Genomic DNA, 24,753 nt, shown 5'->3' with positions numbered 1-24,753 from the left:
GCCACGGGTGATAGCATAAACAAATTTTTGATATCGTACTAGCTCGCTAGTACATTCTGCGGCTTAGCCCCATAATATCCATGATTTTAGTGGCGATTTCTTCCACGGAGTAATTGGTACTGTTCAGGCAAGGTATCTTGTTTTTGCGATACAGCGCTTCAACTTCGGTTACTTCCATCCGACACTGGCGCATGGAAGCATAGCGGCTATTTTCCCGTCGCTCTTCACGGATAGCCGCCAGACGTTCTGGATTGATAGTTAGCCCGAATAGTTTGTGCTGTAGCGGTTTTAACGATGCGGGAAGAATCAGATTGTCCATATCATCGGCGATAAACGGGTAGTTGGCGGCGCGAATACCGTATTGCATCGCCAGATATAAGCTGGTGGGCGTTTTCCCACAGCGCGAAACGCCAAGAAGGATCACCTGAGCCTGGTCGAGGTTGCGCAGTGAAATCCCGTCATCGTGCGCGAGGGTGTAATCGATAGCGGCGATACGCGCATCGTACTTATTCAGATTACCCGGCGTTAAACCATGGGTGCGATGAGCGATCGGCGACGGGTCGAGACGTAATTCCTGCTGCAGCGGGGCCACCAGTGCCTGAACGATGTCCTGACAGAATCCTTCACTTTGCATGATGATGTCGCGAATTTCCGGAATAACGATGGAGTAGAACACCAGCGGACGAATACCGGTTTGTTGAAAAATCGCGTCAATTTGCTCCTTCACGGCGCGCGCGCGGCTGATATTTTCGACAAACGGCAGGGTCACGCTGCTAATGGCGACCGGGAATTGTGACATGACCGCATGACCCAGCACTTCTGCCGTAATGGCGGTACCGTCGGAAATATAAAACACGTGGCGATCTACAGCACTTTCCATTTTGACCATCCGGTATAAAGAGTTTAATTACCTGAAAGCTGATATTAAATTTAAGCATATCGCTCCAGGCTTTGTCTCATATTTAAAAAGTGAAACACTATTTTTATTTTTAATGAAAAGCCCTGTTCATTTTTCGCAACTGCGTATCTTTTGTATCAAAATCCACCAGATTATTGAAGAATCATTAGGTTAGCTATATCCGGAAAAGAATCCTAAAAACGAAAAAATAATTTGCTTGAACGATTCACCGTTTTTTTAAGCCGCATAAATATGTCAGGATAAATCCCGTAGTCGATCGTGAATTATTTATCACTGGTATTAAATCACAAAAGGATTGTCTCGATGTCCAACAATGGCTCGTCACCGCTGGTGCTTTGGTATAACCAACTCGGCATGAATGATGTAGACAGGGTTGGAGGCAAAAATGCCTCCCTGGGTGAAATGATTACGAATCTTTCTGGTATGGGTGTTTCCGTACCGAACGGGTTTGCCACCACCGCTGATGCTTTTGATCAGTTCCTGGACCAAAGCGGTGTTAACCAGCGCATTTACGCACTGCTGGATGAAACCGACATTGACGACGTTTCCGCATTAGCGAAAGCGGGCGCACAGATCCGTCAATGGATCATTGATACGCCGTTCCAGAGTGAACTGGAAAATGCGATTCGCGATGCCTATACCCAGCTGTCCGCTGATGACGCTGAGGCTTCTTTTGCCGTTCGCTCCTCCGCGACCGCTGAAGATATGCCGGATGCCTCCTTCGCCGGGCAGCAAGAGACATTCCTCAACGTGCAGGGCTTTGACGCCGTGCTCGTCGCGGTGAAGCACGTCTTTGCTTCGCTGTTTAACGATCGCGCAATCTCCTACCGCGTACATCAGGGTTACGATCACCGCGGCGTGGCGCTCTCCGCCGGGGTGCAGAGAATGGTGCGCTCCGATCTCGCCTCATCCGGCGTGATGTTCTCCATTGATACCGAGTCCGGCTTTGATCAGGTGGTGTTTATCACCTCCGCCTGGGGCCTCGGCGAAATGGTCGTGCAGGGCGCGGTGAACCCGGATGAATTCTATGTGCATAAGCCGACGCTGGAAGCGGGTCGCCCGGCCATTGTGCGTCGCACCATGGGGTCGAAAAAGATCCGCATGATTTACGCCCCGACCCAGGAACACGGGAAACAGGTGCGTATTGAAGATGTTCCGCAGGCGCAGCGCGACGTTTTCTCGTTAACCGACGAGGAAGTGCAGGAGCTGGCGAAACAAGCGGTGCAGATCGAGAAACACTACAACCGTCCGATGGATATCGAATGGGCGAAAGATGGCCACACCGGTAAGCTGTTTATCGTGCAGGCCCGACCGGAAACCGTGCGTTCACGCGGCCAGGTGATGGAGCGTTATACCCTCCATGCACAGGGGCAGATTGTTTCCGAAGGGCGTGCCATCGGCCACCGTATTGGTGCGGGTCCAGTAAAAGTTATTCACGATATCAGTGAAATGAACCGCATTGAGCCTGGTGACGTGCTGGTCACCGACATGACCGACCCGGATTGGGAGCCGATCATGAAGAAAGCGGCGGCGATCGTCACCAACCGTGGCGGGCGTACTTGTCACGCGGCGATTATCGCCCGTGAGCTGGGGATCCCGGCGGTAGTGGGCTGCGGCGATGCGACCGATCGCATTGAGGAAAACCAGAACGTCACTGTTTCCTGTGCGGAAGGCGATACTGGCTACGTCTATGCCGAAATCCTCGACTTCAGCATTAAGAGCTCCAGCGTTGGCGAAATGCCGGATCTGCCGCTGAAGATCATGATGAACGTCGGCAACCCGGACAGGGCCTTCGACTTCGCTTGCTTGCCGAATGAAGGCGTGGGCTTGGCGCGTCTGGAATTCATCATCAACCGTATGATTGGTGTGCACCCGCGTGCGTTGCTGGAGTTTGACGATCAGGAACCAGCTTTGCAGAACGAAATCCGCGAGCTAATGAAAGGCTACGACTCGCCGAAAGAGTTCTACGTTGGTCGTCTGACTGAGGGGATCTCGACGCTTGGCGCGGCATTCTACCCGAAACGAGTGATTGTGCGTCTCTCCGACTTTAAATCTAACGAATACGCCAACCTGGTCGGCGGTGAGCGTTATGAGCCGGAAGAAGAGAACCCGATGCTGGGCTTCCGTGGAGCCGGTCGTTACGTTTCCGAAAGTTTCCGCGACTGCTTTGCGCTGGAGTGTGACGCGGTAAAACGCGTTCGTAACGATATGGGCCTGACTAACGTCGAAATCATGGTGCCGTTTGTCCGCACCGTGGCGCAGGCGAAAGCAGTGGTTGAAGAGCTGGAACGCCAGGGCCTCAAGCGCGGCGAAAATGGCCTGAAGCTGATTATGATGTGTGAAATCCCATCAAATGCGCTGCTGGCTGACCAGTTCCTCGAATACTTCGACGGTTTTTCTATCGGTTCCAACGATATGACGCAGCTGGCGCTGGGTCTGGACCGTGACTCCGGTGTGGTCTCTGAGCTGTTCGATGAGCGTAACGAAGCGGTGAAAGCGCTGCTGTCGATGGCGATTCGCGCGGCGAAGAAACAGGGTAAATACGTGGGTATCTGCGGGCAGGGCCCGTCTGACCACGAAGACTTTGCCGCGTGGCTGATGGAAGAGGGGATTGATAGCCTGTCTCTGAACCCGGATACCGTGGTGCAAACCTGGCTTGGCCTGGCTGAACTGAATAAGTAAATTTTCGCTAAAATATGTCATCCCCGTCAGTAATGGCGGGGATTTTTTTTGTTTTCGCTCACCCGCACCGCTTATTTGCGCTCAGTCACATAAAACGAAAAAAACAAAATACCGTAATCCGACAGTTAATTTCTACAATTGTCCCTTCTCTGTTTATTACTAATACTGACACAACGTTATCAAAAATCATGATAACCACTTCCTGAAATACCTCTTCTATTGTGTACAGGATAATAATAATGACACTTTCCTCGGTACTCACTACAAAAGATAAAATAGGTTATGGTCTTGGCGATATGGCCAGCGCGCTGGTGTGGCAAACGGCCACGCTTTTTCTGGCTTATTTCTACACTGATGTTTTTGGTTTACCTGCCGCAATCATGGGGACGATGTTTTTGGTCGTCAGGGTTATTGATGCGGTGGTCGATCCTTGTATTGGCGCCCTGGTCGACAGAACCCGTACCCGGCACGGGCGGTTTCGCCCCTGGCTATTGTGGTTCGCCATTCCGTTTGGCGTAAGTTGTATTATTACTTTCTACGTTCCTGATGTTGGACCAACAGCAAAAATCGTTTACGCCTGTGTCACTTACGCTATTTTAAGCTTTATCTATTCGGCGATTAACGTGCCTTATTGCGCTATGCCCGGCGCGTTAACGATGGACCCGCACGAGCGTCACTCGCTCCAGTCGTGGCGCTTTGCGCTGTCGTTTATTGGCGGGCTGATTGTCACCGTGATTGCGCTGCCGCTGGTCGCCCATCTGGGACAGGGTGATGCGCAAAAAGGCTATTTTTATGCCATGAGCCTGATGGGTATCCTCGGCATTGTGCTTTTCTTTAGCTGTTTTTTCCTGACCCGGGAGCGATATACCCCGCAGGGCGACAGCTCAGGTTCGTTATTAAAAGACCTTAAGCTGTTAGCGGGAAATAGTCAGTGGCGCATCGTTTTTATCTTCAATATTTTATTACTTACCGCGGTGGTGACGCGCGGCTCGGCAACCATGTATTACGTCAAATATGTGATGCAGCGCCCGGATATGGTCTTCACATTTATCGTTACCGGGATGATTGCGGCGCTGCTCGGCGCATTATTATCTGCGCGCCTGCTCGGGAAATTTGACCGCGTACGTTCCTATCAGTGGACAATTATTACTTACGTTGTTTTTGCAGCGGCTATTTTTTTTATTCCCGCCAATCAATTGTGGTTAATATTAAGCCTCAACGTCATCTTTGGCTTTATTCAAAATCTCACCACGCCGCTGCAATGGACTATGTTCTCTGATGTGGTGGATTACGAAGAACATCGCAGTGGACGACGTCTCGATGGTCTGGTGTTTTCTACCGCGCTATTCGCCATTAAATTCGGCCTCGCGCTTGGCGGCGCCGTCGTCGGCTGGGTGCTGGGAATGGTGAACTATGCCCCCAATGCGCTGAATCAATCCACCACGGTGTTAAACACCATCAATGCGCTTTTCACTCTGGTGCCATCGGTACTGTTTATCGCCATGGCGCTTCTGCTGATGCTCTACAAACTCAACAGCCGTACGGCAGACAGCATCGCTCGTGAACTGGCCCATAAACGTGAAGCGCGCGCGCAAGAAACAGCGCAGCCGACGCTGAATTCAGCCCTACAGGAGTAATAACATGACTGTGATTTATAAGGATGCTCATCGCCCTATCGCGGAACGCGTTGCGGATTTATTGTCGCGAATGACGACCGAAGAAAAATTTGCCCAGATGCACGCGTACTGGCTGGTGTTGGCGGAAAATGGCGATCACCGTGAGCGCAGCGATATGAGCGATGAATTCGCTGGCGTCAGTGAGCAGACTTCATTGGCGGAAAGGCTGAAACTTGGCGTCGGGCAAATCACTCGTCCCTTGGGGACACATATTGTGGATGCGCAGAGCGGCGTGCGGGCGGCGAATCGCCTGCAAAAAATGCTGATTGAAGAGACCCGGCTGGGTATTCCGGCGCTGTTTCATGAAGAGTGTCTGGTTGGGCTGCTGTGCAAAGATGCGACGCTGTTTCCCTCATCGCTAAACTACGGTTCAACCTGGGACCCTGAGTTAGTCGAGCGCGCGGCGCGGGAAATTGGCGCTGAAGCCCGTTCGACCGGCTGTAAACAGGGGCTGGCTCCGGTGCTGGACGTCTCTCGAGATGTGCGCTGGGGACGGACCGAAGAGACCTTTGGCGAAGATCCGTGGCTGGTTGGGGTCATGGCCTGCGCCTACGTCAATGGCTTACAAAGTGAAAAACGCGATCTGCTGGCGACGCTCAAACATTACGTCGGGCACTCGTTTAGCGAGGGCGCGCGCAACCATGCTCCGGTACACCTTGGTTTTTGCGAACTGAATGATACCTTCCTGCTGCCGTTCGAGATGGCGGTAAAGCTGGCCAATGCCGGTTCGGTGATGCCAGCCTATCACGATATCGATAACCAGCCGGGCCACAGCGATAGCTTCCTGCTGACCACCGTTCTGCGCGAGCAGTGGGGCTTTGACGGCATTATCGTTGCCGACTACGGCGGTGTCAGTCTGCTGCACCAGCATCACGGTATCTCACACGATGCAGCAGAGTCCGCAGCGCTGGCATTCAATGCCGGTCTTGATGTGGAATTGCCGAAAGATGATTGCGCACGTCACCTGCGCGAGGCGCTGGATCGTGGATTAATCACTCTGGCGAAAATTGATGAGATTGTTGCCCGCACTCTGACCGAGAAATTCCGTCTTGGGCTCTTTGAACACCCCTATACCGACGTGACGGGTATTGTGCTGCAATCGGCAAGCGCCCGTCAGGCGGCTCGCGATGTTGCGACACGCTCGCTGACGCTACTGGAAAACCGGGGCGCGATACCATTGTCGGGTAAGCCGAAGGTGGCGGTGGTGGGTCCCACCGCCGACGATCCGCTGGCGCTGCTGAGCGGTTACAGCTTCCCGGTACACCTGATCATCAGCGATATGGTGGATGAGGTCTCGCAGGTGACTACGCCGCTAGCTGCTTTGCGGCAGTATCTTGGCGAGGAGCAGGTCAGCTACGCTAAGGGCTGTCATATTATTGAACAGCGGATGGCCGGTGCGCCGGTATTCCCTGGCGATAGCGGCGGCAAACCGATGCAGCAATCACCGGTCTCGCTGGACGTCAGCCTGATCCCAGATGCGGTAAGCGTCGCCCGGGAAAGTGATGTCGTCGTGGCCTGCGTGGGTGACCTGGCGGGTCTGTTCCAGAGCGGCACAGTGGGTGAAGGTTCCGATACCGACAGTCTGAATCTGCCGGGCGTTCAGCAGCAGCTTCTGGAAGCGCTGGTTGCCACCGGTAAACCGGTTATTGTGGTGATGACCGGCGGGCGACCTTATAACCTACAGGGGCTGGAGGACAGCATCGCTGGCTTGCTTATGGCATGGGCGCCTGGTCAGGAAGGTGGCTGGGCGATTGCCGATGTGTTAACCGGTCGCGCCGAACCGCAGGGACGCTTAGTGGTCAGCGTACCGAAAAGCGCCGGTGCGATGCCCTATTACTACAACCATAAGCTGAAAAGCGGCGGTACGCCGTTTGCGTTTCACTTTGGCTCACGTTACCCGTTCGGCTACGGGCAAAGCTGGACGACGTTCGATTACGCCGAACCACATTTGCTGGCGCAGGAGGTTAACGTGGACGGTGAAATCGCCGTGCAGGTTGCCGTGCTCAACAGCGGAGAACGCCGCGGTAGCGAGGTGGTTCAGCTCTACGTTCGCGATAAAGTCGCCTCGATGGTGCGCCCGCTCCAGGAGCTAAAAGCCTTCCAGCGTGTGACGCTCGATCCTGGCGAAACGGCAACGCTGAGCTTCTATTTGCCGGTAGATATGCTCAACTTCACCCGTCGTGACGGTCAGCGAATTGTCGAACCGGGAGAGTTTGAACTGCAGATTGGCGCATCCTCCGCAGACATTCGCGGAACGGCAACCGTAACGGTGAATGGTGAGGTTCGCGAGCTACCACGGGACTGGCGCATGATGAGCCGTTGCGAAGTGAGCTGACAAAAAAATGCCCATCGTGGGAGATGGGCAAAGACTACACACAGCAATTCGTTGTTTCACTCAGGGGATTTCCATGCTTATAAATCAATGTGTTGATTCATAACCGTGAGCTAATAGTAGGCACAGAGATTTTTTGCGTCGATCAGATTCCTCTCAATAGTTAAATTGAGGTAAAGAATCTGCGAAGTAAATGTGTCAATTGGCTTGAGGGAAGGGGATTGCTGTGTGCGATGTATCAGTTTTATTTAAGTTTAAGCGGCATTGCCCGGTGGCGGCTAGCGCCTTACCGGGCCTACGAAAAATGCGTAATTTTGTTGATATTATGGGTTTTGTAGGCCGGACAAGGCGTCAGCCGCCGTCCGGCAAGAATACGAGCACAATATCTAAACCAGGTTTGTCATCAGTCTTAAAGGCGAGTTTCCCCGCCTTTTCACTCTATTTATCCAGAGGGGCTCGCGTATTCAGCTCGCTGAGTTCTTCCAGCACCAGGTCAGGATCTTTCGGCGGCGGTGGCGCTTCGTTGACCCATGCATCGTACAGACGCCAGGAGACGGCCAGCAGCACCGGGCCAATAAACAGGCCAATCATACCAAACGCCACCAGACCACCGATAACGCCGGACAGGATGAGAATCATCGGCAGGTCTGCGCCCATCCGAATCAGCATTGGGCGGATAAAGTTATCCATCGTGCCCACCACGCAGCTCCACACCAGCAGCACGGTGCCCCAGGTGGTATCCCCGGTCCAGTACAGCCAGATAATTGACGGCACCAGAACCAGCAACGGCCCCAGTTGTACCAGACAAGTAAAAATCATCACTACGGTGAGCAGCGCGGCGTAGGGCACGCCGCTGATGGCAAGACCGATACCGCCCAGTACCGCCTGAACCAGCGCGGTCACCACCACTCCCAGCGCCACGGCGCGAATCGCCTGACCTGCGAGGATCACTGCCGCATCGCCGCGTTTTGCCGCCAGACGAGTAGCAAAGTGGCGGAATCCATAGGCCACCTGTTCGCCGCGCCAGTACAACAGGGCGCTAAACAGCAGCATCAGGCCGCAATAAACCAACAGCTTGCCGATATGCGCCGCCTGGCCGACAAACCAGGTGGTGGTGGTGCCAAGGTAGGGGCGAATTTTGGTCATAATTGCCGTCCCCCCCATCTCCAGCAAATTATGCCAGCCGGTGTACAGCTTATCGCCAATCAGGGGAATACTGTTCAGCCACGCCAGATCGGGCGGGGTAAAGTTGCCGCTGGTGACCACCTTAATAAGCGGCGTGCTGTTATCCACCAGGCTGTTGACCAGCAGTGCGATAGGGATAACGAACAGTAAAAAGAGCAGCAGCGTCATGACCAGCACGGCCAGAGAGCGTTTGCCAAAAAGCAGGCGCTGCAGGCGCAAAAGTACTGGCCAGGTGGCGATAACCACAGTGCCGGCCCAGGCAAATGACAGGATAAATGGCTGCACAACCCACAGGCAGGAAATAATTATCAGGGACAAAAACAGCACCGACAGCAGAACTTGCGGTATGTCCCGGGGCTGGTTGGGGTTAATCATAGTGAAATTTTACCTTTGCAGTCGCGTCAAAAGGCTGACGCAGCGTAATTCCATATACTGATAATAATATCAATAAGTTCGCGCGCCTGATTTTGCGCTTAATTCTGGCGGGCGCATATGAAAAAAATGTGATAAAAAGTTGAGTGCACAACGCAAACGTTTAATCACTTACAACACAACATAGTCAGGCAGGGTCGAGCGTCATGATCCCACAAATTTCTCAAGCGCCAGGTGTCGTTCAACTGGTGCTGAATTTTTTGCAGGTACTGGAGCAACAAGGTTTTACCGGTGATACCGCCACAAGTTATGCCGACAGGCTAACAATGGCGACTGATAACAGTGTATATCAACTGTTGCCGGATGCGATTTTATTCCCCCGCTCCACGGCAGACGTTGCTCTGCTGGCAAGAGTGGCGGCGGAAGAGCGTTTTAAAACACTGATCTTTACGCCACGCGGCGGCGGCACCGGCACTAACGGCCAGGCGCTAAACGCGGGCATCATCGTCGATATGTCCCGCTACATGAACCGCATTATCGAAATCAATCCTGAAGAGGGCTGGGTGCGGGTGGAAGCCGGGGTCATTAAAGACCAACTTAATCAATATCTTAAACCCTACGGCTACTTTTTTGCGCCGGAGCTGTCGACCAGCAACCGCGCGACGCTTGGCGGGATGATCAATACCGATGCCTCCGGGCAGGGCTCGCTGGTCTATGGCAAAACCTCCGATCACGTTCTCGGCGTGCGATCGGTGCTGATCGGCGGTGATATTCTTGATACCCAGCAGATTCCCGTGGCGCTGGCGGAAACCCTGAGCGCTGAACAGTCGGCAATCGGGCATATTTACCGTACGGTTTATCAGCGCTGTAAAGCGCAGCGGCAGCTGGTTATCGATAAATTCCCCAAACTTAACCGATTCCTGACGGGCTACGATTTGCGCCACGTCTTTAATGACGAGATGAGCGAATTCGATCTAACCCGCATTCTGACGGGTTCAGAAGGGACGCTGGCGTTTATCACCGAGGCGCGGCTGGATATCACCCGTCTGCCGAAAGTGCGCCGTCTGGTTAATATTAAATACGATTCGTTTAACTCAGCGCTGCGCAACGCGCCGTTTATGGTTGAGGCGAAGGCGCTATCGGTCGAAACCGTCGATTCGAAAGTGCTCAATCTGGCGCGGGAAGATATTGTCTGGCACTCGGTTAGCGAACTGATCACCGATGTCCCGGATAAAGAGATGCTGGGATTGAATATCGTCGAATTTGCCGGTGATGACGCCGAGATGATTGACCGCCAGGTGACGACGTTGTGTCAGCGTCTGGATAAGCTGATGTCGCGTAACGAAGCGGGCGTCATCGGCTGGCAGGTTTGTAATGAACTCGACGGCGTGGAGCGCATCTATGCGATGCGTAAAAAAGCGGTCGGGCTGCTGGGGAACGCCAAAGGGGCAGCTAAACCGATACCTTTCGCCGAAGATACCTGCGTGCCACCGGAACATCTGGCGGACTATATTGTTGAATTCCGCGCGCTGCTTGACGGTCATGGCCTGAGCTACGGCATGTTTGGTCATGTCGATGCTGGCGTGCTGCACGTGCGCCCGGCGCTGGATATGTGCGACCCGCAGCAAGAGATGCTGATGAAGCGCATCTCTGACGAGGTGGTGGCGTTAACCGCCAGGTACGGCGGCCTGCTGTGGGGGGAACACGGCAAGGGGTTCCGCGCCGAGTACAGTCCGGCATTCTTTGGTGAAGAGCTGTTTAACGAATTGCGCAAGATTAAAGCCGCGTTTGACCCGGACAACCGCCTTAATCCCGGGAAAATCTGCCCACCGGAGGGCGTTGATGCGCCGATGATGAAAGTGGATGCGGTTAAGCGCGGTACTTTCGACAGGCAGATCCCTATCGCGGTGCGCAGCTCGTGGCGCGGTGCGATGGAGTGCAACGGCAACGGCCTGTGCTTCAACTTCGATGCCAAAAGTCCGATGTGTCCTTCGATGAAGGTCAGCAACCATCGTATCCATTCGCCGAAAGGTCGGGCGACGCTGGTGCGCGAGTGGCTACGTCTGCTGGCGGATCGCGGTATCGATCCTAACCAACTGGAAAACGATCTGCCGGAAAAACGTGCCAGCCTGCGGACCCTGGTCGAACGCACCCGTAATAGCTGGCATGCGCGCAAAGGAGAGTACGATTTCTCGCATGAGGTAAAAGAGGCAATGTCCGGCTGTCTGGCCTGTAAAGCCTGCTCAACCCAGTGTCCGATAAAAATTGACGTCCCGGAGTTCCGTTCGCGCTTCCTGCAGCTCTATCACAGCCGTTACCTGCGCCCGGTTCGCGATCATCTGGTGGCAACCGTTGAATCCTATGCGCCGCTGATGGCGCATGCGCCGAAGACCTTCAACTTCTTTATTAACCAGCCGTGGATACGCAAGCTGTCGGAAAAGCATATCGGCATGGTGGATTTACCGCTGCTCTCGACGCCCTCGCTGAAACAGCAGATGGTCGGCCATCGCTCGGTAAATACGACGCTGGAACAGCTGGAAGGACTGAGCGCCGAGCAGAAAGCGAAGATGGTGCTGGTGGTCCAGGATCCGTTTACCAGTTATTACGATGCGCAGGTGGTGGCCGATTTTGTCCGTCTGGTCGAAAAGGTCGGTTATCAGCCGGTACTGTTGCCGTTCTCGCCAAACGGCAAGGCGCAGCATATTAAAGGTTTCCTGACGCGCTTCGCGCGTACCGCGCAGAAAACTGCCGATTTCCTCAACCGCGTGGCTCAGCTAGGCATGCCAATGGTCGGTGTCGATCCGGCGCTGGTGCTCTGCTATCGCGATGAATACAACCAGGTGCTGGGCGATAAACGCGGTGATTTTCGCGTGATGCTGGTGCATGAGTGGCTGCCGCAGGCGCTGTCGGCGACTGCCGTGCAGGATCAGGGCGGCGAGTCGTGGTATCTGTTTGGCCACTGTACCGAGGTGACGGCGCTTCCCGCGTCGACCAAACAGTGGGCGGATATTTTCGCGCGCTTCGGTGCGAAGCTGGAAAACGTTAATGTCGGCTGCTGCGGCATGGCCGGGACTTACGGCCATGAAGTGAAGAATCACGCCAACTCGTTGGCTATCTACGCGCTTTCCTGGCAGCAGGCAATGCAGCGTCTACCGCGTAACCGCTGCCTGGTTACCGGCTATTCGTGCCGTAGCCAGGTGAAGCGTATTGAAGGTAGCGGTGTCCGTCACCCGCTGCAGGCGTTACTGGAGATTATTGGATGATTTGGAAACGTCAAAGCACGCTGGAACAGCTGAACGCGATGGGTGACGGCAATATGGTCGGCCTGCTGGATATTCAGTTTGAAGCAATTACCGATGACTCGCTCGAGGCGACGATGCCGGTAGACGGTCGCACCCATCAGCCATTTGGGCTACTGCACGGCGGCGCGTCGGTGGTATTAGCCGAAACGTTAGGCTCGGTGGCCGGCTATTTGTGTAGCGAAGGAGAGCAGAAAGTGGTGGGGCTGGAGGTCAATGCCAACCATATTCGTTCGGTGCGCAGCGGCAGAGTTCGCGGCGTGTGCCGGGCGCTGCACGTTGGCTCTCGCCACCAGGTCTGGCAAATTGAAATCTCTGATGAGCAGGGGCGTCTTTGCTGCTCATCGCGGCTCACCACGGCAGTGATATAAGGTAATCAGGGGGGAGCATTTCCCCCCTGAACTTTACTGCGTCTCGTCTTTAATGATTTCACTTGCGCCATTCTTCTGTACTGAAGCAATCCCCTTTTTCGCAGCCTCCTTAGATGAGTACATTTCACTGGAGGCGATCGTTTCGTGATTGTCCGCTTTTAGCACAAAATACCAGGGTTGAGAGACGTTCTTTTCCGATTTTTTAATGACGTAATAGCCCATTCTTCACTCCTTATATGAGTTACCCACGCCATAATCTGTAGACCATCATCTCTCATATGACAAGCATTCACATGATAAATATAAAATCATAAAAACTTCGTAATATATATGCTAATATTTTAGATACCAAAGATTTACAAGGTAACAAAGAGGACGGAGTTAGCTATGGGTATCATTTCCTGGATTATTTTTGGGCTTATTGCCGGTATTTTAGCCAAGTGGATTATGCCGGGGAAAGACGGCGGCGGTTTTATCGTTACCGTAATTCTCGGTGTCATCGGTGCTGTAGTCGGTGGCTGGATCAGCACCTTCTTCGGTTTTGGCAAGGTGGACGGGTTTAATTTTGGTAGCTTTATCGTGGCGGTAATCGGTGCGCTGGTTGTACTGTTTATCTACAGGAAGATTAAGAGCTAATTTTTCCGTCGCACGAACTGAGTCATAAAATGAAGAGGCTGCCGCCATTGTCGGCAGCCTTTTTTAATCGTTTTAAATCACCTGCCTGGCTGATAAATACATGGTGAAGGTATGGGCTTACAGGCCCTGCATATCAGGCACTGGCACGACTTCCACGCGAACTTCATAATGTTTAGCTTTGCTGGCAGGAATAAGCGGTGTGAGTTTATTAATGGTTTCAACCGGGTTATCGGTTGCTACTGTTGCGGAGAATAATACCGGCTTTTGCGGTGGTAAAGGGGGAAACGGCATCGGACCGTGGCCCTGAGTGAGTTCAAACGGCGGATGGCCTGCATTATTGGCTGGCGGTACGGGAGCCTCTGCTTTATCTGCTGCAAAAGCGCTGGCGGCTGTAATCGAAACAATTGCGAAAAGTGCAATGATTGCTTTTTTCATTTTTATCACCTCGTGAGTTTGTGGATAAAAGCATAGAGGCTACGCTTTTGGCAAACAATCCCACGGCGGGCGAATCCTATGAATCTCCTTATTTCTTAACGAATGTGAAGGCCTTGCCGATGACGGCGAGGCTCACGGATTTATAGGGGGAAGAGGTTAATCGAGCAAAACGCTTATAATTAACAATACGACCATACACATCGACATTACATCTGTTTCTATATCCATAATCCAGTACTACATACGTTCCTGATAAGTCAGCATTGTGACATTGCGTTTAAAGATGAAGAAAATTTAGCAGCTCATTTTACACGAGCTAGCTTTTGGCAAATAAATCTTTATTTCTGTGAAACAGGAGTACTTATAATGAAAATGAATAGAATCTATTGCATGAATGTATTTGCTTTGAACTAGTATGAGAATTGTTCGTTTTTCGCTCACTCACTGCGAGTCGAGCACTGGGGGCTAAGCAGCTGATTTGACTCATCGGGGTAATCAGCAGAACGACTCTTTTTCTATTTCAAAAATCGGTATTTTCGATACATCTTTTCCATTGCGCCTCAGCACTCCGCCTGCTAATAAAATAACTTATTATTTTTCAATCTATTAAAACAAAAAATGATGGGCTGAAAACGCGGGGAACAGGGTCTATGCTTATAAAAAGTACAAAAAAAGAGCCTGATGAAGGAATACCCCTTCTCCAGATGGGTTGAAGTGATAATCATTATCACTAACATAGCGATATGCCCTGATGGCGTCAACCTATGAGGTAGAGCGATGGAATCACATGCAGGAACATTTAATCCCGACGATTTTAGCTGGCGCGGGCTGGTGATGACCCCAGCCGCCGCTGCTCATATTCGCGATCTGGTCCGTAAGCAGCCCGAAATGCAGGGGCTGCGTTTAGGCGTAAAAACCAGCGGTTGCGCTGGTTTTGGTTACGTTCTCGAACTTATCGCCGAACCGGCGAAAGACGATCTGCTGTTTGAGCTTGACGGTGCAAAGCTGTGGGCGCCGCTGCAGGCCATGCCGTTTATCGATGGTACCGAGCTCGATTACGTTCGCGAAGGCTTAAATCAGATCTTTAAATTTCATAATCCAAAAGCCCAGCACGAATGTGGCTGTGGTGAAAGTTTTGGCGTTCAGGCGGAGTAACTATGTCTCGTAATACTGAAGCAACTGACGATGTCAAAACCTGGAGCGGCGGGCCACTCAACTATAAAGAAGGCTTTTTCACCCAGCTACAAACTGATGAGCTGGCAAAAGGCATAAATGAAGAGGTGGTTCGGGCGATTTCTGCACGCCGCAATGAGCCAGAATGGATGCTGGAGTTTCGTCTTAATGCGTTTAAAGCCTGGCAGGAGATGGAAGAACCGCATTGGCTGAAAGCGCACTACGACAAGCTGAACTATCAGGATTACAGCTATTACTCAGCGCCCTCCTGCGGCAACTGCGATGATACCTGCGCCTCCGAGCCTGGAGCCACACAGCAAACAGGCTCCAGCGCGTTTCTGACCAGTGAAGTGGAAGAGGCGTTTAACCTGCTCGGCGTACCGGTACGCGAAGGGCGAGAAGTGGCCGTCGATGCCATTTTTGACTCAGTCTCGGTGGCGACCACCTACCGCGAAAAGCTGGCGGAGCAGGGGATTATTTTCTGTTCCTTCGGCGAGGCTATCCACGATCACCCGGAGCTGGTGAAAAAATATCTCGGCACCGTGGTACCCGGCAATGACAACTTCTTTGCCGCCCTGAACGCGGCGGTCGCATCCGATGGCACCTTTATCTACGTGCCGAAAGCCGTGCGCTGCCCGATGGAGCTCTCGACCTACTTCCGCATTAATGCCGAGAAAACCGGCCAGTTCGAACGCACGATTCTGGTGGCCGATGAAGGTAGCTACGTCAGCTATATTGAAGGCTGCTCGGCGCCGGTACGCGATAGCTACCAACTGCACGCGGCGGTGGTCGAAGTCATCATTCATAAAGACGCCGAGGTGAAGTACTCCACGGTGCAAAACTGGTTCCCCGGCGACAACAACACTGGCGGGATCCTTAACTTCGTCACCAAGCGTGCCCTGTGCGAAGGCGAAAACAGCAAAATGTCCTGGACCCAGTCGGAAACCGGCTCGGCGATCACCTGGAAGTACCCAAGCTGCATTCTGCGCGGTGACAACTCCATCGGTGAATTCTTCTCGGTGGCGCTGACCAGCGGTCACCAGCAAGCGGATACCGGCACCAAAATGATCCATATCGGCAAAAACACGCGTTCGACGATTATCTCGAAGGGGATTTCCGCCGGTCATAGTCAGAATAGTTATCGCGGCCTGGTGAAAATCATGCCGACGGCGACCAACGCGCGCAACTTTACCCAATGCGACTCCATGCTGATTGGCCCGGATAGCGGGGCGCATACCTTCCCGTATGTGGAATGTCGCAACAACAGCGCTCAGTTAGAGCATGAAGCCACCACGTCGCGTATTGGTGAAGACCAGCTGTTCTACTGTCTACAGCGCGGGATCAGCGAAGACGATGCGATTTCAATGATCGTCAATGGTTTCTGTAAGGACGTCTTCTCAGAGCTACCGCTGGAATTTGCCGTTGAAGCGCAGAAATTGCTGGCGATTAGTCTTGAACACAGCGTCGGCTGATAACAAAGGAAATAAGATGTTAAGTATTAAAAATTTGCAGGTCGCCGTTGAAGATAAAGAGATCCTGCGCGGACTGAATCTGGACGTTCGCCCTGGCGAAGTGCATGCGATTATGGGGCCAAATGGTTCCGGCAAAAGTACGCTCTCGGCAACGCTCGCCGGGCGTGAAGACTATGAAGTCACCGGCGGCAGCGTGGAGTTTAAAGGCAAAGATCTGCTGGAACTGGCCCCTGAAGATCGCGCGGGTGAAGGCATCTTTATGGCCTTCCAGTACCCGGTAGAGATCCCTGGCGTCAGCAATCAGTTTTTCCTGCAAACCGCGCTTAACGCTGTGCGCAGCTACCGCGGCCAGGAGCAGCTCGACCGTTTTGACTTCCAGGATCTGATGGAAGAGAAAATTAAGCTGCTGAAGATGCCGGAAGATCTGCTGACCCGCTCGGTCAACGTCGGCTTCTCCGGCGGCGAGAAAAAGCGCAACGATATCCTGCAGATGGCGGTGCTGGAACCTGAACTGTGCATTCTGGATGAGTCGGATTCCGGGTTGGACATCGACGCCCTGAAGATAGTCTCTGACGGCGTCAACTCTCTGCGCGACGGCAAACGTTCATTTATTATCGTCACCCACTATCAGCGTATTCTCGACTACATCAAGCCTGATTACGTCCACGTGCTGTACCAGGGACGGATTGTGAAATCCGGCGATTTTACTCTGGTCAAACAACTGGAGGAGCAGGGCTATGGCTGGCTTACCGAACAGCAGTAACGCGCTGCAACAGTGGCATCATCTGTTTGAAGCGCAGAGCGAGCAGCGCAGCCCGCAGGCGCACCAGCACCTGCAGCAACTGCTGCGTCTGGGCTTGCCGACGCGTAAGCATGAAAACTGGAAATATACGCCGCTGGACGCATTGCTCAACCAGACCTTTGTGACGGCTCAGCCGGAGGCGCTGACTCCTGCGCAACGGGATACTCTGGCACTGCCCATCGATGTCTGGCGTCTGGTGTTTGTCGACGGCCAGTTTAGCGCAAGCTTAAGCGATGATCTGGCCGCCAGCGGCTACGATGTCAGCGTGGATAACCAGCGCCAGGCGCTACCCGATGCCGTGCAGCCAGAGGTGTTTCTGCACCTCACCGAAAGCCTGGCGTCAACCGTCACTCACATCCGCGTCAAGCGTAACCAGCGTCCGCAAAAGCCGCTGATAATCATGCATCTGACCCACGGACTGGCGAACGATGAGATGAACACCGCTCACTATCGGCATCATCTGGAGCTGGAGAGCGGCGCGCAAGCGACGATCATCGAACACTACCTGAGCCTGAACGACGAACGCCACTTTACCGGCGCGAGGCTGACTATGTCGGTGGCAGATAACGCTCATCTCCAGCACATCAAGCTGGCCTTTGAGAACGCACAGAGCTACCACTTTGCGCATAACGACATGGCGCTCGGGCGCGATGCCTCGGCTTTCAGCAGCAGCTTTCTGCTAGGCGCTTCGGTGCTGCGCCACCACACCAGTTCGCAGCTCAATGGTGAAAACAGCAACCTGCGCATTAACTCACTGGTGATGCCGGTCAACAACGAAGTGTGTGACAGCCGTACCTGGCTTGACCACAAGGTGGGATATTGCAACAGCCGCCAGTTGCATAAAACTATCGTCAACGACAAAGGTCGGGCGGTGTTTAATGGCCTTATCAACGTCGCCCAGCATGCAGTTAAAACCGATGGTCAGATGACCAACAATAACCTGCTGCTGGGGCGTTTGTCCGAAGTGGACACTAAACCGCAGCTGGAGATTTACGCCGATGACGTTAAATGTAGCCACGGCGCGACCATCGGCCGCATAGACGATGAGCAGCTGTTTTACCTGCGCTCGCGCGGTATCACCCAGCAGGCGGCGCAGCAGATGATTCTTTACGCCTTTGCCGCAGAGCTAACGGAAGCTATCGGCGATGAGGCGCTCAGGCAACAGATCCTGGCGCGTATTGGCCAGCGTTTGCCGGGAGGTATGGCATGACATTTTCAGTGGAACGGGTGCGTGCGGATTTCCCGCTGCTCAATCGTGAGGTTAACGGCCAACCGCTGGCCTATCTCGATAGCGCCGCCAGCGCGCAGAAGCCGGAAGCGGTGATTAATGCCGAAGCAGAGTTTTACCGCCACGGCTACGCGGCGGTGCATCGCGGTATTCATACGCTCAGCGCGGAAGCGACGGCGCGAATGGAACAGGTTCGCCAGCAGGCGGCAACTTTCCTGAACGCCCGCTCAGCGGAAGAACTGGTGTTTGTTCGCGGTACCACCGAGGCGATTAATCTGGTGGCGAACAGCTGGGGGAGTGCCAACGTCGGCGCAGGCGACAATATTATCGTCAGCGCAATGGAGCATCACGCCAACATTGTGCCGTGGCAGATGCTGTGCGCCAGAGTTGGGGCGCAGCTGCGGGTGATCCCGCTCAATCAGGACGGTACTCTGCAACTGGACGCTATCCCAGGTCTGTTTGACGAACGGACCCGCCTGCTGGCTATCACCCAGGTTTCGAATGTGCTGGGCACCGAAAACCCCATTTCGGCTCTGATTGCTTTGGCGCATCAGCATGGGGCTAAAGTGCTGGTCGATGGCGCACAGGCGGTGATGCATCATCCGGTAGATATGCAGGCCTTGGATTGTGATTTTTACGCCTTTTCCGCGCACAAGCTGTACGGTCCAACCGGAATAGGCGTGCTCTATGTTAAGCAGGAAATATTGCAGGAGATGCCGCCGTGGGAAGGCGGCGGGTCGATGATTGCCACCGTGAGCCTGACGGAAGGCACCACCTGGGCAAAAGCGCCATGGCGCTTCGAGGCGGGAACGCCGAATACTGGCGGTATTATCGGCCTTGGCGCGGCGCTGGATTATGTTAGCGCGCTCGGGTTGGAGCATATCGCTGAATATGAACAAACCCTGATGCGCTATGCGCTACAGGCGCTGAAGAGCGTGCCGGATTTAACACTTTACGGCCCGGAAAGCCGTCTGGGGGTGATTGCCTTTAATCTCGGTAAGCATCACGCCTACGACGTCGGCAGTTTCCTCGATAACTATGGGATTGCGGTGCGGACCGGTCATCACTGCGCGATGCCGTTAATGGCGTTCTACGGTGTTCCGGCCATGTGTCGTGCGTCGCTGGCGATGTACAATACTACGGAAGAAGTGGACAGGCTGGTGGCTGGGCTGCAGCGAGTCCACAAATTATTGAGCTAAAGGAAGCAACCATGGCGGCTTTACCGGACAAAGACAAACTGCTGCGCAACTTTAACCGTTGCGCAAACTGGGAAGAGAAGTATCTCTACATTATTGAACTGGGCCAGCGCCTGGCACCAATGAGCCCGGAAGAGCACATCGCGCAGAACATCATTCAGGGCTGTCAAAGCCAGGTGTGGATCGTGATGGCGCAGGATGAGACCGGCGCGATTACCCTGCGTGGCGACAGCGACGCGGCGATCGTGAAAGGGCTTATCGCAGTGGTGTTTATTCTTTATGATCAGATGACCGCCAAAGATATCACCGCTTTTGACGTGCGTCCGTGGTTCGAAAAAATGGCCCTGACGCAGCACCTCACTCCATCCCGGTCGCAAGGACTGGAAGCCATGATCCGCGCAATTCGCGCGAAAGCGGCAATTCTTAGCTAGAATAAAACAGGTAGATTTCATTCTGTTATGCGCGACGGGAGTTTGCTTCCCGTCGGCATACAGGCCTGGCGTTTTATCAGCGAAAGAAGGAATCTCAGTATGAAACGCGCGTCCCTCATTACCATAGCCCTTCTGAGCGCCCTCAGCGCGTCACACGCTGCCTGGGCCGTTGATTACCCACTTCCCCCAGCCAATAGCCGCCTGATTGGTGAAAACCAGTCCTGGACAGTGCAGGAGGACGACCGCAATCTACAGGCGATAGCCCGTCGTTTTGACACGGCGGCGATGCTGATCCTTGAAGCGAACGATACTATCGCGCCGGTGCAGCCTAAGCCGGGCACTCAGGTGCTGATCCCCTCGCAAATGCTGCTGCCTGACGTACCGCGAGAGGGGATTGTCGTCAACCTGGCTGAACTGCGCCTTTACTACTTCCCGCCGGGCGTGAATCAGGTGCAGGTTTATCCGCTGGGAATTGGCCAACAGGGGCTGGAAACGCCGGAGATGACTACCCGTATTGGACAGAAAATCCCTAATCCGACCTGGACGCCGACGGCGGGCATACGAGCACGCTCGCTGGAGAAAGGAATTAAATTGCCGCCGGTAGTGCCTGCAGGGCCGTATAACCCGTTAGGACGCTATGCGCTGCGTCTGGCGTACGGTAACGGCGAGTATCTTATTCATGGCACTAATGCGCCGGACAGCGTGGGGTTACGCGTCAGCTCAGGATGTATGCGAATGAATGCCGCGGATATTCAGTCTTTATTCAGTCAGGTGAAAAGCGGCACGCCGGTACGCATTATCAATCAGCCAGTGAAGTTCGCCGTAGAGCCTGACGGCAAACGCTATGTTGAAGTTCATCGTCCGTTAACATCTGATGAAGGTAGCAATACGCAGACGATGGCCTATACGCACCCTGCGGAATTTCATCAGTTTGCTGGCGATAAAGCGGTAGATGAGGCGTTACTTAAGCGCGCGCTGACCAGACGAGCAGGGTATCCGGTGGCGGTATCAGGTAGTGAGAACGCGACCTCAACGTTGTCGGTACAAAATGCGCCGGTGGATGAAGCGAAAAGAACGCAGTAGGCGGGGCGAAAAGCAAAGCAAAAAAAATGGCGCACAATGTGCGCCATTTTTATTACACAGATACTATTACTTACGGTATTTAGTAGCTGCGTTGTCCAGACGCTGGTTAGCGCGTGCTGCGTCATCTTTAGCAGCCTGAACGTCGGAACGCATTGCGTTCACGTCGTTGCTCAGCTGGTCAACTTTAGCGTTCAGAGTCTGAACGTCAGAAGACAGCTGATCGATTTTAGCATTGCTGGAGCAACCAGCCAGCAGAGTAGAACCCAGGATTACCGCGCCCAGTACCAGTTTAGTACGATTCATTATTAATACCCTCTAGATTGAGTTAATCTCCATGTAGCGTTACAAGTATTACACAAACTTTTTTGTGATGAGAATATTTTTTTACTTGAATGCACTTATTTTTGATCGTTCGCTCAAAGAAGCATCGAAATCGTCGCTTTAGTTTAAAAACGTGTGTGAAAACAGCACGCTTCCATCGGATTCATCTTAGATAATCTCTGGTTAAATAGTAAATTCCGATTTGCATTTTTATTAATAGTAGCTAGTACTAAAATAAAAAAAAGCGCCCCGAAGAGGCGCTTTTAAAGGAAATACTAATTAACCTGTAAATTATTACAGCACGTGCACAGAAGCGGTATTGGTGGTTCCGCTTGGGACTAACGCGCCGGAAACCATAACAACTACGTCACCTTTGCGTGCCAGGCCGCTTTGCAGCGCCAGCTCTTTACCCTGGATATAGAAAGCATCAGTAGAAGAAATATCTTCTACCAGCTGCGCCACAACACCTTTGGTCAGCACCAGCTGACGCGCAGTCGTTTCGTTGGTGGTCAGCGCCAGGATGGTCGCATCCGGGAAGTATTTACGTACGGCACGTGCAGATTTACCGCCCTGGGTTGCGACAACAATCAGCGGCGCTTCCAGTTTTTCAGCTGTTTCAACCGCACCGCGGCAAACCGCTTCGGTGATGCGCAGCTTACGGTTGTCGTTGTTGAACTCCAGACGGCTGGTCATCACGCGGTCGGTACGTTCGCAGATGGTCGCCATGATGGTGACTGCTTCCAGCGGGTATTTACCTTTTGCGGATTCACCGGACAGCATCACTGCATCGGTACCGTCCAGGATGGCGTTAGCCACGTCGCCTGCTTCTGCACGGGTCGGACGCGGGTTTTTGATCATGGAATCCAGCATCTGAGTCGCGGTGATAACCACTTTACGCGCGCGGATACATTTCTCGATCATCATCTTCTGAGCGAAGATAACTTCTTCTACCGGGATCTCTACGCCCAGGTCGCCACGTGCAACCATGATGCCATCAGACGCTTCAAGGATTTCGTCGAAGTTGTTCAGGCCTTCCTGGTTTTCGATCTTGGAGATGATCTGGATCTTCTCGCCGCCGTGGGCTTTCAGGTGCTCACGGATTTCAACGACGTCAGAACGTTTACGGATAAAGGAAGCAGCAACAAAGTCAACGCCTTGCTCGCAACCGAAGATCAGATCTTGTTTGTCTTTTTCAGCCAGGGCCGGCAGGGCGATGGAAACGCCCGGCAGGTTAACGCCTTTGTTCTCGCCGAGGTCGCCGTTGTTCAGTACTTTACAGACAACTTTGTTACCTTCGATTGCGGTGACTTCCATACCAATCAGACCATCGTCTACCAGCACGGTGTTGCCAACGCTCAGGTCGCTGGTGAAACCTTCATAGGTCACAGCAACGATATCGTTATTACCGACAACGGATTTATCGGTGGTGAAGGTGAAAGTCTGACCGGCTTTCAGGGAAACGTCGTTACCGCCTTCCAGCTTAATGGTACGAATTTCCGGACCTTTGGTATCCAGCAGGATAGCCGCTTTCTTACCGGTTTTACTCATCACATTGCGCAGGTTCTGGATGCGCTGACCGTGTTCCGCATAGTCACCGTGAGAGAAGTTCAGACGCATGACGTTCATGCCCGCGTCCAGCATTTTGGTTAACATCTCTTCAGATTCGGTTTTCGGACCGATGGTGCAAACAATTTTGGTCTTTTTCATGACAGTTTTAGTCTTTAAGTTGTGAAGGATAAGGATAGGGGATTCTCACTCCGTGGGCGCACTGCCATGGAGTTAAACCTGTATTACGAAAGTTGCTATGCCACGCTCTAAGGATAGGTGACAACAATAGAGCGTGCAGAAGAAAGTGTGCTGGCGGTTCAGCCCATGAAAAGAGGCAATGTGTTATGCGTTTAGTCATGCAATCCAATGCGCTGAAACCATTCAATACGAATTTGTTGGGCATTATACGTTGCCAAATCCAAAAAAGAAAATGAAAACCATGTTTCATTTCTATAGTCATGTACTTAACAAAAAGCAAACTAATCCTATGATTTTGCGCAACACATTTTTTCACCTGGTGACAAGATAAATAGCGCGAAAACGCGGATTTATTCACAAGTTTTGCAGAGAAAATCATCTGCTGGTCAGCAAAAGCGGCACTGGTTTGATTTATCCAGAAAATATATCAATAATGATTTGATTGATAATGAAAATTTGTGAGCCAAATACAATGGGAAATAAAGCGAAAGACGACGAACTGTACCAGGAAATGTGTCGTGTAGTCGGCAAAGTCGTGCTTGAAATGCGCGATTTGGGCCAGGAGCCGAAACATATCGTTATCGCCGGCGTCCTGCGCACCGCTCTGGCTAACTCTCATGTTCAGCGTTCCGAACTGACGCAGGAAGCGATGGCGAAAGTTGTCCATGCTCTTTCAGGAAACTAGCCGTTCCTGCGCGCTGCCTTTTCGCTTCAGGAAATCACGAAGCGAACCACCGCTTTGACGGCAATATCGCAGTGATGTGTGACCATCGCTTCATCATCAATTTCCGGCAACGGATCGTCGAGATACAGGCTGCTGAAGGTATAAAAGTTTGATACCTGATAAAAGCTAAAGCTGCTGATCAGCCGATGCACATCGCGCGCTTCCAGTCCTGCCTGAAACACCCCTTGCTGCTGGCCACGCTGAAGAATGTCTTCAAGAATCGACAGGGCGGTGCGGTTTAGCGGTTTTAACTGACCGGAATTTTTTAGCCATTTCCCGCGCTGCATATTTTCCATACAGATCACCCGCATATAGTCGGCGTGCGTAGCGTGATAGCGTACGCTCCACTTCACCAGTTGCACCAGCGCCTCGACCGGCGGCACGTTTTCCAGCCCAAGCTGCTGCTCGGTTTCGCGAATACGTGCATAGATGTGCTGGAGCACCGCCTGATAGAGCTGCTCTTTGGTCTTGAAGTAATAAACCACCATCCTTTTCGTGGTCTGCGCTTCGGTGGCGATCTGTTCCATTCGCGCACCTGACAATCCATGTTCGGCGAAAACGGTAATGGCAGCGGCAAAGATCCGCTCTTTGAGGGATTGTGCTTCATCGTGAGCAACGGCGGACATAACGGCTCCTTTTTAATAAGATGCAAAAAATACACATATCGATC

At 53.0% G+C, this 24,753-nt stretch carries 21 protein-coding genes and 1 other RNA gene; 14 read left to right on the top strand and 8 right to left on the bottom strand.

Annotated elements, in window-relative coordinates; genetic code table 11:
* Window positions 1–46: 46 nt before the first annotated feature.
* Window positions 47–880: a pyruvate, water dikinase regulatory protein gene (locus HV127_RS24350; protein WP_110275732.1), complete on the bottom strand. Its 834-nt coding sequence runs from the start codon at window positions 878–880 to the stop codon at window positions 47–49.
* Between the two features lie 342 nt (window positions 881–1,222).
* Between HV127_RS24350 and ppsA the strand changes: the two genes are divergently transcribed.
* The 3 genes from ppsA to HV127_RS24335 all read left to right on the top strand — a co-directional run bounded on the left by ppsA (window position 1,223) and on the right by HV127_RS24335 (window position 7,612).
* Window positions 1,223–3,601: a phosphoenolpyruvate synthase gene (ppsA, locus tag HV127_RS24345; RefSeq protein WP_182239389.1), complete on the top strand. Its 2,379-nt coding sequence runs from the start codon at window positions 1,223–1,225 to the stop codon at window positions 3,599–3,601.
* 239 nt (window positions 3,602–3,840) lie between these two features.
* On the top strand, window positions 3,841–5,238 hold the full coding sequence (locus HV127_RS24340) for an MFS transporter (RefSeq protein ID WP_112213418.1): 1,398 nt from the start codon (window positions 3,841–3,843) through the stop codon (window positions 5,236–5,238).
* Between the two features lie 4 nt (window positions 5,239–5,242).
* Window positions 5,243–7,612: a glycoside hydrolase family 3 N-terminal domain-containing protein gene (locus HV127_RS24335; RefSeq protein WP_182239387.1), complete on the top strand. Its 2,370-nt coding sequence runs from the start codon at window positions 5,243–5,245 to the stop codon at window positions 7,610–7,612.
* On the opposite strand, the gene rprA is transcribed toward HV127_RS24335, so the two are convergent.
* Both rprA and ydiK read right to left on the bottom strand, forming a co-directional pair.
* An RNA gene (gene rprA, locus HV127_RS24330) (antisense sRNA RprA) lies at window positions 7,612–7,719 on the bottom strand. The genes HV127_RS24335 and rprA overlap by 1 nt on opposite strands.
* 328 nt (window positions 7,720–8,047) lie before the next feature.
* A complete protein-coding gene (gene ydiK / locus HV127_RS24325; protein WP_182239385.1) occupies window positions 8,048–9,169 on the bottom strand; it encodes an AI-2E family transporter YdiK in 1,122 nt (373 codons plus the stop codon).
* Between the two features lie 203 nt (window positions 9,170–9,372).
* On the opposite strand from ydiK, the gene HV127_RS24320 reads away from it, so the two are divergent.
* Together HV127_RS24320 and menI are read left to right on the top strand one after the other, a co-directional pair.
* Window positions 9,373–12,429 (top strand): FAD-binding and (Fe-S)-binding domain-containing protein, encoded by a 3,057-nt coding sequence (locus HV127_RS24320; RefSeq protein ID WP_182239383.1) that lies wholly within the window; start codon window positions 9,373–9,375, stop codon window positions 12,427–12,429.
* Window positions 12,426–12,836 (top strand): 1,4-dihydroxy-2-naphthoyl-CoA hydrolase, encoded by a 411-nt coding sequence (gene menI, locus HV127_RS24315; protein WP_112213422.1) that lies wholly within the window; start codon window positions 12,426–12,428, stop codon window positions 12,834–12,836. Before HV127_RS24320 ends, menI begins: the two co-directional genes overlap by 4 nt.
* Before the next feature lie 33 nt (window positions 12,837–12,869).
* Here menI and HV127_RS24310 read toward each other — a convergent pair whose 3' ends face one another.
* Complete coding sequence (locus HV127_RS24310; protein ID WP_181485907.1) at window positions 12,870–13,058, bottom strand: YegP family protein; 189 nt, start codon at window positions 13,056–13,058, stop codon at window positions 12,870–12,872.
* 165 nt (window positions 13,059–13,223) lie between these two features.
* Here HV127_RS24310 and HV127_RS24305 point away from each other — a divergent pair, with 165 nt between their 5' ends.
* The gene (locus HV127_RS24305) at window positions 13,224–13,472 is read left to right on the top strand and encodes a GlsB/YeaQ/YmgE family stress response membrane protein (RefSeq protein ID WP_110275741.1); all 249 of its coding nucleotides are present in this window, start codon (window positions 13,224–13,226) and stop codon (window positions 13,470–13,472) included.
* A 117-nt stretch (window positions 13,473–13,589) separates the two neighbouring features.
* Here the strand turns inward: HV127_RS24305 and HV127_RS24300 are convergent, their stop codons facing one another.
* A complete protein-coding gene (locus HV127_RS24300; protein ID WP_182239381.1) occupies window positions 13,590–13,907 on the bottom strand; it encodes a hypothetical protein in 318 nt (105 codons plus the stop codon).
* A 777-nt stretch (window positions 13,908–14,684) separates the two neighbouring features.
* On the opposite strand from HV127_RS24300, the gene sufA reads away from it, so the two are divergent.
* From sufA to HV127_RS24265, 7 genes are all read left to right on the top strand, one after another.
* The gene (gene sufA / locus HV127_RS24295; protein ID WP_181485908.1) at window positions 14,685–15,062 is read left to right on the top strand and encodes a Fe-S cluster assembly scaffold SufA; all 378 of its coding nucleotides are present in this window, start codon (window positions 14,685–14,687) and stop codon (window positions 15,060–15,062) included.
* 2 nt (window positions 15,063–15,064) lie between these two features.
* Window positions 15,065–16,552: a Fe-S cluster assembly protein SufB gene (gene sufB / locus HV127_RS24290; protein ID WP_182239378.1), complete on the top strand. Its 1,488-nt coding sequence runs from the start codon at window positions 15,065–15,067 to the stop codon at window positions 16,550–16,552.
* A gap of 16 nt (window positions 16,553–16,568) precedes the next feature.
* Window positions 16,569–17,315, top strand: a complete 747-nt coding sequence (gene sufC / locus HV127_RS24285) for a Fe-S cluster assembly ATPase SufC (protein WP_142514038.1) — start codon at window positions 16,569–16,571, stop codon at window positions 17,313–17,315.
* The gene (gene sufD, locus HV127_RS24280) at window positions 17,290–18,564 is read left to right on the top strand and encodes a Fe-S cluster assembly protein SufD (protein ID WP_182239376.1); all 1,275 of its coding nucleotides are present in this window, start codon (window positions 17,290–17,292) and stop codon (window positions 18,562–18,564) included. Before sufC ends, sufD begins: the two co-directional genes overlap by 26 nt.
* The gene (gene sufS / locus HV127_RS24275) at window positions 18,561–19,781 is read left to right on the top strand and encodes a cysteine desulfurase SufS (protein WP_182239374.1); all 1,221 of its coding nucleotides are present in this window, start codon (window positions 18,561–18,563) and stop codon (window positions 19,779–19,781) included. Before sufD ends, sufS begins: the two co-directional genes overlap by 4 nt.
* A gap of 11 nt (window positions 19,782–19,792) precedes the next feature.
* Window positions 19,793–20,209 (top strand): cysteine desulfuration protein SufE, encoded by a 417-nt coding sequence (gene sufE, locus HV127_RS24270; RefSeq protein WP_182239372.1) that lies wholly within the window; start codon window positions 19,793–19,795, stop codon window positions 20,207–20,209.
* A 99-nt stretch (window positions 20,210–20,308) separates the two neighbouring features.
* On the top strand, window positions 20,309–21,292 hold the full coding sequence (locus HV127_RS24265; protein ID WP_182239370.1) for a L,D-transpeptidase family protein: 984 nt from the start codon (window positions 20,309–20,311) through the stop codon (window positions 21,290–21,292).
* Window positions 21,293–21,358: 66 nt separating this feature from the next.
* Here HV127_RS24265 and lpp read toward each other — a convergent pair whose 3' ends face one another.
* Both lpp and pykF read right to left on the bottom strand, forming a co-directional pair.
* Window positions 21,359–21,595, bottom strand: coding sequence for a murein lipoprotein Lpp (lpp, locus tag HV127_RS24260; RefSeq protein ID WP_003029373.1), 237 nt, complete (start codon window positions 21,593–21,595; stop codon window positions 21,359–21,361).
* 312 nt (window positions 21,596–21,907) lie between these two features.
* Window positions 21,908–23,320, bottom strand: coding sequence for a pyruvate kinase PykF (gene pykF / locus HV127_RS24255; RefSeq protein ID WP_112213429.1), 1,413 nt, complete (start codon window positions 23,318–23,320; stop codon window positions 21,908–21,910).
* A gap of 511 nt (window positions 23,321–23,831) precedes the next feature.
* On the opposite strand from pykF, the gene fumD reads away from it, so the two are divergent.
* Window positions 23,832–24,044, top strand: a complete 213-nt coding sequence (fumD, locus tag HV127_RS24250) for a fumarate hydratase FumD (RefSeq protein ID WP_110275751.1) — start codon at window positions 23,832–23,834, stop codon at window positions 24,042–24,044.
* Between the two features lie 26 nt (window positions 24,045–24,070).
* Here fumD and HV127_RS24245 read toward each other — a convergent pair whose 3' ends face one another.
* Window positions 24,071–24,709, bottom strand: a complete 639-nt coding sequence (locus HV127_RS24245; RefSeq protein WP_110275752.1) for a TetR/AcrR family transcriptional regulator — start codon at window positions 24,707–24,709, stop codon at window positions 24,071–24,073.
* Window positions 24,710–24,753 lie beyond the last annotated feature (44 nt).

Origin of the sequence: Klebsiella sp. RHBSTW-00215, from assembly GCF_014103785.1 — a bacterium.
Lineage (GTDB): Bacteria > Pseudomonadota > Gammaproteobacteria > Enterobacterales > Enterobacteriaceae > Klebsiella.
This window is presented reverse-complemented; position numbering and strand designations above follow the sequence as displayed.